At 64.9% G+C, this 12,717-nt stretch carries 11 protein-coding genes; 7 read left to right on the forward strand and 4 right to left on the reverse strand.

Features of this window, described 5'->3' with window-relative positions; genetic code table 11:
* Positions 1-10 precede the first annotated feature (10 nt).
* From DXK50_RS04640 to DXK50_RS04650, 3 genes are all read left to right on the forward strand, one after another.
* Positions 11-223, forward strand: a complete 213-nt coding sequence (locus tag DXK50_RS04640; RefSeq protein WP_024310139.1) for a PA3496 family putative envelope integrity protein — start codon at positions 11-13, stop codon at positions 221-223.
* 215 nt (positions 224-438) lie between these two features.
* Positions 439-897: a (2Fe-2S)-binding protein gene (locus DXK50_RS04645; protein WP_161866756.1), complete on the forward strand. Its 459-nt coding sequence runs from the start codon at positions 439-441 to the stop codon at positions 895-897.
* Between the two features lie 14 nt (positions 898-911).
* Entirely contained in the window at positions 912-3,149 is a 2,238-nt protein-coding gene (locus tag DXK50_RS04650) for a xanthine dehydrogenase family protein molybdopterin-binding subunit (RefSeq protein ID WP_212629490.1), read from the forward strand.
* A gap of 271 nt (positions 3,150-3,420) precedes the next feature.
* Here DXK50_RS04650 and DXK50_RS04655 read toward each other — a convergent pair whose 3' ends face one another.
* Together DXK50_RS04655 and DXK50_RS04660 are read right to left on the reverse strand one after the other, a co-directional pair.
* The gene (locus DXK50_RS04655; protein ID WP_212629491.1) at positions 3,421-4,608 is read right to left on the reverse strand and encodes an XdhC family protein; all 1,188 of its coding nucleotides are present in this window, start codon (positions 4,606-4,608) and stop codon (positions 3,421-3,423) included.
* A gap of 73 nt (positions 4,609-4,681) precedes the next feature.
* Entirely contained in the window at positions 4,682-5,656 is a 975-nt protein-coding gene (locus DXK50_RS04660; RefSeq protein WP_349292064.1) for a LysR family transcriptional regulator, read from the reverse strand.
* Positions 5,657-5,811: 155 nt separating this feature from the next.
* Between DXK50_RS04660 and DXK50_RS04665 the strand changes: the two genes are divergently transcribed.
* The 4 genes from DXK50_RS04665 to DXK50_RS04680 all read left to right on the forward strand — a co-directional run bounded on the left by DXK50_RS04665 (position 5,812) and on the right by DXK50_RS04680 (position 10,634).
* Positions 5,812-7,227: an acetyl-CoA carboxylase biotin carboxylase subunit gene (locus DXK50_RS04665; protein ID WP_017363443.1), complete on the forward strand. Its 1,416-nt coding sequence runs from the start codon at positions 5,812-5,814 to the stop codon at positions 7,225-7,227.
* An 8-nt stretch (positions 7,228-7,235) separates the two neighbouring features.
* Complete coding sequence (gene oadA, locus DXK50_RS04670; protein WP_212629492.1) at positions 7,236-9,047, forward strand: sodium-extruding oxaloacetate decarboxylase subunit alpha; 1,812 nt, start codon at positions 7,236-7,238, stop codon at positions 9,045-9,047.
* A gap of 341 nt (positions 9,048-9,388) precedes the next feature.
* Positions 9,389-10,330 (forward strand): sodium-dependent bicarbonate transport family permease, encoded by a 942-nt coding sequence (locus DXK50_RS04675; RefSeq protein WP_161866751.1) that lies wholly within the window; start codon positions 9,389-9,391, stop codon positions 10,328-10,330.
* 1 nt (position 10,331) lies between these two features.
* The gene (locus tag DXK50_RS04680; protein WP_161866750.1) at positions 10,332-10,634 is read left to right on the forward strand and encodes a P-II family nitrogen regulator; all 303 of its coding nucleotides are present in this window, start codon (positions 10,332-10,334) and stop codon (positions 10,632-10,634) included.
* A gap of 107 nt (positions 10,635-10,741) precedes the next feature.
* On the opposite strand, the gene DXK50_RS04685 is transcribed toward DXK50_RS04680, so the two are convergent.
* Positions 10,742-11,470 carry a carbonic anhydrase gene (locus tag DXK50_RS04685; protein WP_161866749.1) on the reverse strand — a complete coding sequence of 243 codons (729 nt, stop codon included), beginning with the start codon at positions 11,468-11,470 and terminating at the stop codon, positions 10,742-10,744.
* A 180-nt stretch (positions 11,471-11,650) separates the two neighbouring features.
* Positions 11,651-12,604 carry a carbohydrate kinase family protein gene (locus DXK50_RS04690; RefSeq protein WP_212629493.1) on the reverse strand — a complete coding sequence of 318 codons (954 nt, stop codon included), beginning with the start codon at positions 12,602-12,604 and terminating at the stop codon, positions 11,651-11,653.
* Positions 12,605-12,717: the final 113 nt, after the last annotated feature.

Below are 12,717 nucleotides of genomic sequence, written 5' to 3' on the forward strand. Positions count from 1 at the left end.
GAGAACCGAGATGCCTCGTATCTTCGATGACGCGCAACTGCACGACCAACCCGACGCCAAGACCCGGCGCAAACTGCAAGACCAGCGCCGCATGGCCTATCGTCGGGCCATCGAGCACTACGCCGAGCAGTGCCAGTTGCAGCGCGAGCTTGCCGATTTCCCCGAGCTGGTGCCCGCCGGCTACCTGCTCAATGCCGAGCGCACCTCGCGCCGCGCAGCCTGATTGCTTGTGCTGCCCTGCCCTGCCACGGGCAGGGCGGCGAGCTTGCCCGATTCTACGAACTTATTGCCCGGTTCTGCCTATCTCACCGGCAGGCGGCGACAGCCGCTTTTGCGCCCACTAAAGTGACCCTCCGGCCCCTTGCGTGCGGGCCTCACCGTGATCGCCAGCGCGGCCTGGCGAAATGACCTAGACACCATCAGAAAGGTGGGCAGACCATGATTACCCTGAATCTCAACGGCCAGGACCATGAACTGGACGTGGCGGGCGATATGCCGCTGCTCTGGGCCCTGCGTGACGTGGCCAATCTCACCGGCACCAAGTACGGCTGTGGCATGGCGCTGTGCGGCGCCTGCACGGTGAACGTCGATGGCCAGCCGACCCGTTCCTGCATCACGCCGGTATCGGCCGTGGCCGGCAAGCGCATCAGCACCATCGAGGCGGTTGGCGAGGACGCCGTGGGCAAGGTGGTCCAGGAGGCCTGGCGCCAGCTCGACGTGGTGCAGTGCGGCTACTGCCAATCCGGGCAGATCATGGCCGCCACGGCGCTGCTCAGCGGCAACAAGGCGCCGAGCGACGCCGATATCGACGCGGCCATGAGCGGCAACATCTGCCGCTGCGCCACCTATGTGCGGATTCGTGCCGCCATTCACGACGCTGCCGGCAAGCTGGCCTGAGGAGGCGCATGAACATGGGCAAGATCGAAACCCCCGACAGCGCCACTCGCGGCATTCTCAACGTCAGCCGTCGCAGCCTGCTCAAAGGCGCCGGCGGCCTGGCCCTGGGCATCTTCTTCGCGCCGCTGCTGCGCGGCATGGATGCACTGGCGGCAGGCGGCCCGCTGGAGCCGAACGCCTTCGTGCGTATCGACCTCGATGGCACGGTGACCGTGCTGGCCAAACATCTGGAGATGGGTCAGGGCAGCTACACCGGCCTGGCCACGCTGCTGGCCGAAGAGCTGGATGCCGACTGGGACCAGGTACGCGTCGAAGGCGCGCCGGCCGATGTGAAACGCTACAACAACCTCGCCTTCGGCCCGATGCAGGGCACCGGCGGCAGCACCGCCATGGCCAACTCCTGGGAGCAGATGCGCAACGCCGGCGCCACTGCCAAGGCCATGCTGGTGGCGGCTGCTGCGCAGCGCTGGGGTGTGCCGGTCAGCGAGATCAGCGTCAGTCAGGGCGTGGTCAGCCACGCCGGCTCAGGCCGCAGCGCCGGCTTCGGTGAGCTGGTCGAGGCCGCCGCGCAACTGCCGGTACCGGAGCAGGTACAGCTCAAGGATCCCAAGGACTTCAAGCTGATCGGCAAGCGCGATCTGCGGCGCAAGGACAGCCTGGACAAGACCAACGGCAGCGCCGTGTTCACCCAGGACTTCAAGCTGCCGGGCATGCTGGTAGCCATGGTCGCCTACCCGCCGCGTTTTGGCGGCGTGCCGCGCAAGGTGGACAGCAGCAAGGCCAAGGCGGTGCGCGACGTGGTCGAGGTGGTGGAGTTCCGCGACCTGCCCCACGGCCGAGCGGGCGTCGCCGTGCTGGCGAATAACACCTGGGCCGCGCGCCAGGGGCGCGATGCGCTGGTGATCGAGTGGGACGAGAGCCAGGCCTTCACCCTCGGCAGCGAGGAGATTTTTGCCCAGTACCGCGAGAGCGCGGGCCAGCCGGGCCTGCCCGCCGCGAGCAAGGGCGATGCCGATGCGGCGTTGGCCCAGGCGGCGAAAACCGTCGAGGCTGAGTACGAATTTCCCTACCTGGCCCATGCGGCGATGGAGCCGATGAACTGCCTGGTGAAACTCTCCAGCGAGCGCTGCGAGATCTGGAACGGCGAGCAGTTCCAGACCGTCGATCAGGCCATCATCAGCAGCTACCTGGGCCTCAAGCCCGAGCAGGTTTCGCTGACCCAGCTGTACGCCGGCGGCAGCTTCGGCCGTCGCGCCAGTTCGGTTTCCGACTACCTGCTGGAGGCGGTGGCCATCACCAAGGCCGCGCGCGACAAGGGCGTCGATGCGCCGGTGAAGATGGTCTGGACGCGCGAGGACGACACCCGCGGCGGCTTCTTCCGGCCGCTGTACCTGCACCGCGTGCGTATCGGCCTGGACCAGGCCGGCAAGCTGCAGGCCTGGCACAACCGCATCGTCGGGCAGTCGATCATGAGCGGCACTTCGATGGAGCCTTTCTTGATCAAGGACGGGGTCGACCATACCTCGGTGGAGGGCCTGTCCAACCTGTCCTACGCGGTGCCCAACCTGCGGGTGGAGCTGAGCACGCCGACCAATATCAGGGTGCCGGTGCTGTGGTGGCGCTCGGTGGGCCATACCCACACCGGCTTCGTGGCCGAAACCATGATCGATGAGGCGGCCGTGGCCGCGGGCCAGGACCCTTACGCCTTCCGTCATGCGCTGCTCGAAAGTCATCCGCGTCATCGTGGCGTGCTGGAGCTGGCGGCCAAACAGGCCGGCTGGGACAAGCCACTGGCCGCCGGTGCCGAGGGCGAGAAGCGCGGGCGGGGCGTTGCCGTGCACGAATCCTTCGGCTCCTTCGTGGCGCAGGTCGTCGAGGTCACGGTCAAGGCCGATGGCAGCTACCGTCTGGATCGCGTGGTCTGTGCGGTGGACTGCGGCATCGCCATCAATCCGGACGTGATCCGCGCGCAGATGGAAGGCGGTATTGGCTTCGGTCTGGCCGCCGCTCGGCACAGTGCGATCACCCTGAAGGAAGGGCGGGTCGAGCAATCGAACTTCCACGACTTCCAGGTGCTGCGCATGAACGAGATGCCCAAGGTGGAGGTGCATATCGTGCCGTCCGCGGCGAACCCCACCGGTGTCGGCGAGCCTGGCGTGCCTCCGCTGGCGCCGGCCCTGGCCAACGCCCTGTTCGCCGCCACCGGCGTGCGCCTGCGCAAGTTGCCGTTCCCGGCGCAGATCAAGGCCTGAAGCTGGCTGCAGCAAACAAGGCGCCCGGGCAATTGCCCGGGCGTTTTGGTTTGTGGGGCACTTTGGGAGGTGCTTTAGCGGCGAGATCGCTGCAAAGGTGTTCGCGGCTAAAGCCCCTCCCACAGGGGAAGATCAACCGTGCCTCGGGAGGTCGTTCTAGTGTAGGAGGCGCTTTAGCGGCGAGCTTTGGCCATTGATCGCGGCTGAAGCCGCTCCTACGGGATCGTGTCGGGCGTTCAGCATGTAGGGTGGCCTCGATGCAGTCCGGGGATCAGGACGCACTTAGTCTGGTCGCCGGCTCGATATCGCTGCAGTCCAATGGTGTTGGTGTATGGATCGACGCCCGGCGGTGCATGAGCATGCCGCCATCGCGCTGGTTCATCGCCGCGGTCATTTCCGCGAGGATCGCCGTGGCCACGCTTTCCGGCGTGTCGCCGCCGATATCCAGGCCGATGGGGTAGTGCAGGCGCTCCAGGGCCGGCAATTGCGGGCTGTGCTGGCGTATCTCGTCCAGCAGTCGTTCGGTGCGGTCGCGTGGCCCCAACTGGCCGATATAGGCGGGCGAGCCCTGCAGCACGCTGCCCAGCCAGTGGCGATCCTGGCTGTAGCTGTGAGTCATGATCGCCACCATGGCGCCGTCGGTGAGTGTGTGCAGGTCATAGGGTGGTCGCGCATCGACCTGCAGCACGGCGTCGGCGTCGGGAAAGCGTTCGGCGCGGGCGAAATGGGCGCGGCCGTCGACCACGGTGACGTGCCAGTCCAGCAGTTTGGCCATATGCGTCAGCGGCTGGGCGTCATGCCCGGCGCCGAAGATCACCAGGCGTCGCTGCGGTGCCAGGTATTCGCAGAACACCTCGATATCGCCGCGCTCAACACGGTAGCTGCGCAGGGAGGAGCGGCCATCGCTCAGGGTGCGCTGCAGATCGGCGCGCACCTCGGCGTCGAGTGCTGCATCCAGCAGGCGACCACTGTCACTGAGCGAGGGATGCAGGCAAAGACGATCACCCACGCGCACGCGGGCGTTGCGATAGCTGCCGATCACCGTGGCCACCGCGCCAGCCTGGCCGCTTTCGCGCACCCGGCGCAGCAACTCGAGTACCGCCAGCGGCTTTGCCGCGCTGTGGCGTTCGAGCAGCACGTGCACGGTGCCGTTGCAGCCGAGGCCAAAGGTCAGTGCGGCGTCCTGATCGTCATCGTCGTCCTGGGTAGCCGTGCTGTAGCGGCGGATCACGGCCTCGCCGCTATCGGTCAGCCACCAGGCCTTCTTCGCCACTTCGGATTCCAGGCAACCGCCACTGATGGTACCCACGGTACCGCCGTAGAGCGGAATCAGCATGCGCGCGCCGGGGCGGCGGTAGGCCGAGCCCTCCACCTTGACCACCGTGGCGAGCACGGCCTGGCCATTGTCGCGTTCCAGCCCGCGGATGGCGCCGAGCAGGGCGCTGATTCCCGACAACATTGCGTTCTCCCAGGCAGGTTTGGATGGTAGAGGGGCTCAGGCTGGCAATTTCGCGCAGATCGACCGGAAGAGGTTATGCCGATCCTGCGAGATTCTTGCCTGATCCTGCGTGGCCACCTTCGAAGCGCTCGGCCAGCTTGACGATCTGCGCGCGCTCGGTACGGATGAAGTCGACGAAGGCCTGCGCTACAGGTGACAACCTGCGACCGCGAATATTCACTACGCACCAACTGCGCTGTAAGGGCAGTTCACTCACCGGCAGCTCACGCAGCAGGCCATGCTGCAATTCCATGCGCACCGCATGACGCGGCAACAGGGCGATGCCAAGCCCGGCCAGTACCGCTTCGCGCTGCGATTCCAGCGAGCCGATCTCCAGCGTAAGCGGAAAGTGTGCGCGTTTCTGGTGGCAGTACTCCTCGCAGGCGCGGCGCGTGCCCGAGCCGCTTTCGCGAATCAGCAGCGGATAGGCGGTGAGATCCTGCAGCTGCAGGTTGTCGGCCTCGCACAAGGGGTGATCCGGCGCCGCCACGGCAATGATCGGGTTGTTGAGGAAGGGCATGAAGTCCAGTGCCATGTCCTGTGGCACCTGGCTCATGATCATCAGGTCGTCTCGGCTGAGGGTCAGGCGGCGCACCACCAGCGCATGATTGACCACCGTAAGGTTGAGGCTGACTTCCGGGTAATGGCGCCTAAAATCGGCGAAAAGGTGGGGAATGAAATACTTTGCGCTGGATTCCACGCACAAATTGAGCTGTCCCTGCAGCGAGCCCTGCAAGTCCGACAGCTGCATGTCCAGGCTTTCCAGGCGGCCGAAGATGTCGCTGCTGGCGCGCCTGAGCGCCTCGGCCGCTTCGGTGAGGTAGAGCTTCTTGCCGACGTACTCGAACAGCGGCTGGCCGACCAGCTCCTCCAGTTGGCGGATCTGCAGGCTGACCGCCGGCTGGGTCAGCGCCATTTCGTCGGCGGCACGGCTGTAGGAGCCGTGCTCGCATACGGCCCGGAACACCTGAAGTTGGCGCAGGGTCATGCGCAGCAGGGTTTTACGCACGTTTTCGTCCTCGTTCGGTCAGCGCATAAGTAATTACTTATGCACGATCAAATAATTATTCATTTTGGTTAATTCGTATAGCCGGATAGGGTTTCACCACGTTTTGCAACCAACTGTTGCAGCGTCCCTTGCAGCTCTGCGCTGAGGATTGGATCGTGATAAGAAAAATACTGATCGCCAACCGTGGTGAGATTGCCGTCCGCATCGTGCGGGCCTGCGCCGAAATGGGCATCCGCTCGGTGGCCATCTATTCCGAAGCCGACCGTCATGCGTTGCACGTCAAGCGTGCCGACGAGGCGCACAGCATTGGCGAAGACCCGCTGGCCGGCTATCTGAACCCGCGCAAGCTGGTCAATCTGGCGGTGGAAACCGGCTGCGATGCGCTGCACCCCGGCTACGGTTTTCTTTCCGAGAACGCCGAACTTGCAGAGATCTGCGCTGAACGCGGGATCAAATTCATAGGCCCGAGCGCGGAGGTCATCCGCCGCATGGGCGACAAGACCGAAGCGCGCCGCAGCATGATGGCCGCCGGTGTGCCCTGCACCCCTGGCACCGAAGGCAACGTCGCCGACCTGGCCGAAGCCCTGCGCGAAGGCGAGCGTATCGGGTACCCGGTGATGCTCAAGGCCACCTCCGGTGGTGGCGGTCGCGGCATTCGTCGCTGCAACAGCCGCGAGGAGCTGGAGCAGGCCTACCCGCGGGTAATCTCCGAGGCGACCAAGGCCTTCGGTAGCGCCGAAGTCTTCCTGGAAAAATGCATCGTCAACCCGAAGCACATCGAGGCGCAGATCCTCGCTGACAGCTTCGGCAACACCGTGCACCTGTACGAGCGCGATTGCTCGATCCAGCGCCGTAACCAGAAACTGATCGAAATCGCCCCCAGCCCGCAGCTCACCCCCGAGCAGCGCGCCTATATCGGTGACCTGGCCGTGCGTGCAGCGCAGGCCGTGGGCTACGAGAACGCCGGTACCGTGGAGTTCCTGCTCGCCGAAGGCGAGGTGTACTTCATGGAGATGAACACCCGGGTGCAGGTGGAGCACACCATCACCGAGGAAATCACCGGCATCGACATCGTTCGCGAGCAGATCCGCATCGCCAGCGGCTTGCCGCTGTCGGTCAAGCAGGAAGACATCATCCATCGCGGTTATGCCCTGCAGTTCCGCATCAACGCCGAGGACCCGAAGAACAACTTCCTGCCCTCGTTCGGCAAGATCACCCGTTACTACGCGCCGGGCGGCCCCGGTGTGCGTACCGACACGGCGATCTATACCGGCTACACCATTCCGCCCTATTACGACTCGATGTGCCTGAAGCTGATCGTCTGGGCGCTGACCTGGGAAGAGGCGATGGACCGCGGCCTGCGTGCGCTGGACGACATGCGCGTGCAGGGCGTGCGCACCACCGCGCCCTATTACCAGGAAATCCTGCGTAATCCGGAATTCCGTAGCGGCCAGTTCAATACCAGCTTCGTCGAAAGCCACCCGGAACTGACCCAGTACTCGATCAAGCGCAACCCGTCGCACCTGGCCATCGCCATCGCCACCGCCATCGCTGCCCACGCGGGCCTGTAGGGGACATCATGAGCAAGAAGATCACCGTTACCGATACCGTCCTGCGCGATGCCCACCAGTCGCTGCTGGCGACCCGCATGCGCACCGAGGACATGCTGCCGATCTGCGACAAGCTCGATCGCGTCGGCTACTGGTCGCTGGAAGTCTGGGGTGGGGCCACCTTCGATTCGTGCGTGCGCTTCCTCAAGGAAGACCCGTGGGAGCGCCTGCGCCAGCTCAAGGCCGCGCTGCCCAACACCCGCCTGCAGATGCTTCTGCGCGGGCAGAACCTGCTCGGCTACCGCCACTACAGCGATGACGTGGTGCGCGCCTTCGTGGCCAAGGCCGCGGTCAACGGCATCGACGTGTTCCGCATCTTCGATGCGATGAACGACGTGCGTAACCTGCGCGTGGCCATCGAGGCGGTCAAGGCTGCCGGCAAGCACGCCCAGGGCACCATCGCCTATACCACCAGCCCGGTGCACACCAACGAGGCCTTCGTCGCCCAGGCCAAGGCCATGCAGGCGATGGGCATCGACTCCATCGCCATCAAGGACATGGCCGGCCTGCTCACGCCCTACGCCACCTTCGAGCTGGTCAAGGCGCTGAAGGCCGAGATCGATTTGCCGGTATTTATCCACAGCCACGACACCGCCGGTCTCGGCGCCATGTGTCAGCTCAAGGCCATCGAAGCCGGTGCCGACCACATCGACACCGCCATCTCCAGCCTGGCCTGGGGCACCAGCCACCCGGGCACCGAGTCGATGGTCGCCGCGCTCAAGGGCAGCGAGTTCGACACCGGCCTGGATCTGGAACTGATTCAGGAAATCGGCATGTACTTCCATGCCGTGCGCAAGAAGTACCACCAGTTCGAGAGCGAGTTCACCGGCGTGGACACCCGAGTGCAGGTCAACCAGGTGCCGGGCGGAATGATTTCCAACCTGGCCAACCAGCTCAAGGAACAGGGCGCGCTGAATCGCATGAACGAGGTGCTGGAAGAGATTCCGCGTGTGCGTGCCGACCTCGGCTTCCCGCCGCTGGTGACTCCGACTTCGCAGATCGTCGGTACCCAGGCGTTCTTCAACGTGCTGGCCGGCGAGCGCTACAAGACCATCACCAACGAGGTGAAGCTGTACCTGCAGGGCCGCTACGGCAAGGCGCCGGGCAAGGTCGACGAGCAACTGCGCAAGCAGGCCATCGGCAGCGAGGAAGTGATCGACGTGCGCCCGGCCGACCTGCTCAAGCCCGAGCTGGCGCGCCTGCGTGAAGAGATCGGCAGCCTGGCCAAGTCCGAAGAGGACGTGCTGACTTTCGCCATGTTCCCCGACATCGGGCGCAAGTTCCTCGAAGAGCGCGCGGCCGGCACCCTCAAGCCGGAAGAGCTGCTGCCCATGCCGAATGGCCAGGGCAAGGCGGCGCCAGTCGGTGGTGAAGGCGTACCGACCGAGTTCGTGGTCGACGTGCATGGCGAAAGCTACCGCGTGGACATCACCGGCGTCGGCGTCAAGGGCGACGGCAAGCGCCACTTCTACCTGTCCATCGACGGCATGCCGGAAGAGGTGGTGTTCGAGCCGCTCAACGATTTCGTCGCAGGCAGCGGTGGCAAGCGCAAGCAGGCCGGTGCACCGGGCGACGTGTCCACCACCATGCCGGGCAACATCGTCGATGTGCTGGTCAAGGAGGGTGACAAGGTCAAGGCCGGTCAGGCCGTGCTGATCACCGAAGCGATGAAGATGGAAACCGAAGTGCAGGCGCCGATTGCCGGTACCGTCAAGGCCGTTCACGTGGCCAAGGGCGACCGCGTCAATCCGGGCGAAGTTCTGGTGGAAATCGAAGGTTAACCTCTATGGAGCCCGGCCTGTTGGATGGGCAAGTTTGACGGGGCGTATAACCCGGGCTCCTTTTTTATTCGTTGGCGTCCCTGACCGGACGCCCAGGGTTCGAGACCCGGGAGCCGCAAGGCTCCTTTTTTTGTCTTCGTGTGACTGGCGTCTTCCAGGTTTCCGGTCATGCCCCGGCACATCGCCACCGCGGCGAGGTAAAACAGAGCGATCAGCACCGCTCTGTGCCGGGGCTTGACCCTTTCCTTTGGCCACGCGGCTGGCGGATGATGCGAGCCTCGAAGCTGAACGGCGCCGCGCGCGCTTTGCACTCACTGAGGTAGAACGGGGAGGTTACCCAAGTGACTCTGGATCCGGTGGTGTTGTTCTTCGTTTTCGGCCTGGTCGCCGGCCTGCTCAAAAGCGAACTCAAGCTGCCGGCGGCGCTATACGAGACCCTGTCGATCATTCTACTGCTGGCCATTGGTTTGCACGGTGGTGTGGAGCTAGCCGAGCAGGCCAGCGCTCAATTGCTCGGTCAGGCGGGGTTGGTATTGGCGCTGGGCATCCTGCTGCCGATCCTGGCTTTTGTCCTGCTGCGGGGGCTGCGTTTCGATCGCATCAATGCGGCGGCAGTGGCGGCGCACTATGGCTCGGTCAGTGCGGGTACCTTTGCCGTGGTGGTGGCCTATCTGCTGGCCAAGGGCGTCGAGTTCGAGAGCTATATGCCGCTGTTCGTGGCGATTCTGGAAATTCCCGCAATCCTGGTCGGTATCGTTCTGGCCAAAGGCATTTCGCGTGATACTCATTGGGGGGCATTGGGCCGGGAGATCTTCCTTGGCAAGAGCATCATGCTGCTGCTCGGCGGTCTGGTGATCGGTGCCATTGCCGGCAAGGAGGCGATCAAGCCGCTGGAGCCGCTGTATACCAGCATGTTCAAGCCGGTGCTGGCGTTCTTCCTGCTGGAGATGGGGCTGATCGCGTCGGGCCAGCTCGGAGCGCTGAGGCAGTTCGGCCTGCGCCTGGCGGCCTTCGCTCTGCTGATGCCGCTGCTCGGTGCGCTGATCGGCGGCCTGCTGGCGCGCTTCATGGGCCTGAGTCTGGGCGGCACGGCGATGCTCGCCACGCTGTCCGCCTCGGCCTCCTACATCGCGGTGCCGGCGGCCATGCGCCTGGCCCTGCCCGAGGCCAACCCATCGCTGTCGCTCACGGCCTCGTTGGGGATAACCTTCCCCTTCAACATCCTGATCGGCATTCCGCTGTATCTGGCGCTGGCCGAACGACTGATTGCCTGGGGGTTCTGAGATGAATGCACACAACCGCTCCCTGCTCACCGTGATCTGCGAGGCGGCGCTGGAGAAGCGTCTGCTGGCCGATCTGGAAACGCTGGGCGCACCCGGCTGGACCATTTCCGATGCACGCGGCCGCGGGCATCGTGGCGTGCGTAGCGCCGGCTGGGACACCGAGGGCAACATCCGCCTGGAGATCATCTGCAACCGCGAGCTGGCCGAGCGCATCGCCGAGCATCTGCAGGTGCGTTACTACGACCACTTCGCCATGGTCTGCTACCTGGCGCAGGTGGAAGTACTGCGAGGGGAGAGGTTCTAGAGCGCGCCAGGGGCGGAGCCGCCTGGGCTGGAGGAGCATCGCGGCTAAAGCCCCTCCCACGTTCACGGTGCGTTTTGTGGGAGGGGCGTTAGCCGCGAGTCTTTGTATCAGTCCTGCGGATAGCGCGCGCGCGGGGTGGCCATCGGGACCTTGTCGCCATCGAGCGGCAGGAAGCTGCCCAGCTCGGCGTCATAGGCCTTGATCTGGCTGGTTTCGATGTCATAAACCCAGCCATGGATGAACAGCTGACCGCGTGCCAGTTTGGCCGCCACCGACGGGTGCGTGCACAGGTGGTTGAGCTGCGCCACCACGTTCTCTTCGGTGAGCACTTCCAGGGCTTCCTGGTTGTTGCTGCAGTTGCAGTTCTCGGCAACCACGCTGCGGGCGACCTCGGCGTGGCGCAGCCAGGCTTTGACCGTCGGCATGGATTCCAGCGATGCCGGGTTGAGCACCGCCTTCATCGCGCCGCAGTCGGAGTGACCGCAGACGATGATGTGCTGCACGCCCAGGGCCATCACCGCGTACTCGATAGCGGTGGACACACCGCCCATCATCTGCCCGTAGGCCGGCACCACGTTACCGACGTTGCGGTTGACGAACAGGTCGCCGGGCGAGCTCTGGGTGATCAGCTCCGGCACCACACGCGAGTCGGCGCAGGTGATGAACATGGCACGCGGGTTCTGGGCGGTGGCAAGCTTCTTGAACAGCTCTTCCTGCTGCGGAAACACCTCGTTGCGAAAGCGCTTGAAGCCACTCACGATGCTTTGCAGCGCCTGGTCGGCAGTTTCGCTGCCCTCGTGGACCTGAAGCGGAATCACCTGATGTTTGTAAGGCATGCCCTAACCTCTTTGTTATCTGAAAAATACGCTGCTAGAACGACAGTCGCTGCGCTGCTCGAGTCACACGCCAAGTGTCCCCTGTGCCAGGTGGTGCGACAACCGGCAGGGTCGTCAACCTGAGGCGGGTGTCGGCAATGGGTACGCAGCTGTTCGCATTCGTCAGTACACCGAGCCAGGCTAGCGCGCTGTCAGGTGATGGCGGTCCAGCTCATGCAGGTAGGGCAGGTCGGGGCCGACGCGCGAACAGGTCAGGGCGGCCGCCTCGATGGCCAGGTGCAACATGGCGTCGATCTGCTCGCGGCTCAGGGTCGCCAGCGCCTCGGGGTTGTCCAGCTGTTGCCGTGCCAGGTAACTGAGCAGCGCGGCCTGGAAGGTATCGCCAGCGCCGACGGTGTCGCGGGTGGCCACGGCCTGCGCCGGCGCCGACCAGTGACCGTGACGGCTGTGGACGCTGGCGCCTGCGCTGCCATGGGTGAGGAACACCAGCTGGCAGCGCTCGTTAAGCCAGCCCGCCGCGACCTGCTGCGGATCGTGCTCCGGATAGAGCAACTGCAGATCCTCTTCGCTGACCTTGATCAGATGAGCGTAGCCGGCGAAGGTCTCGACGCGCTCGCGCCAGCGGGCGATATCCGGCGCCGGGCCGAGACGCACGTTGGGATCAAGGCTGATCAGGCGCCGGTCATGCTCGCGCTGCACCAGCATCAGCAGCGTCTCGGCCACCGGCTCCACCACCAGAGAGAAGGAGCCGAGGTGCAGGCCGCGTACCCGCGCATCCAGGGTCGGCAGGTGCTCGGCAAGCAACTGGCGGTCGGCGCAGCCTTCGCCGCGGAAGCTGTAATGCGGCGAACCGGCGGCGTCCAGGCCGACCATTGCCAGGGTGGTCGGCGCATCGCTGGCGATCAGGTAGGCATCGCTTACGCCCTCATCACTCAGCACCTGGCGCAGGCGCTGGCCGAGGCTGTCCGAGGATATGCCGGTGAACAGCGCCGCGTCGGCGCCCATACGGCGCAGGCCCAGCGCCACGTTGAACGGCGAGCCGCCAGCGATGGCCCTGAAGGCCAGCTCGTTGCCACGCCCGCCGTCGCTCTGCATGAACACGTCGAACAGCGCTTCGCCACAGACCAGGTACATATTCATCTCCGTATCGATTCAAGAGCACATCTATAAACCACCTGCCTCATTCAAGCCCCGATGCACAGAAGGGTAGGAGCGGCGCCCCGCCGCGAACCTGGGCGACGCGCACT

It is taken from the genome of Pseudomonas sp. KB-10 (genome assembly GCF_018221585.1).
Taxonomy (GTDB): Bacteria; Pseudomonadota; Gammaproteobacteria; order Pseudomonadales; family Pseudomonadaceae; genus Aquipseudomonas; species Aquipseudomonas yangonensis.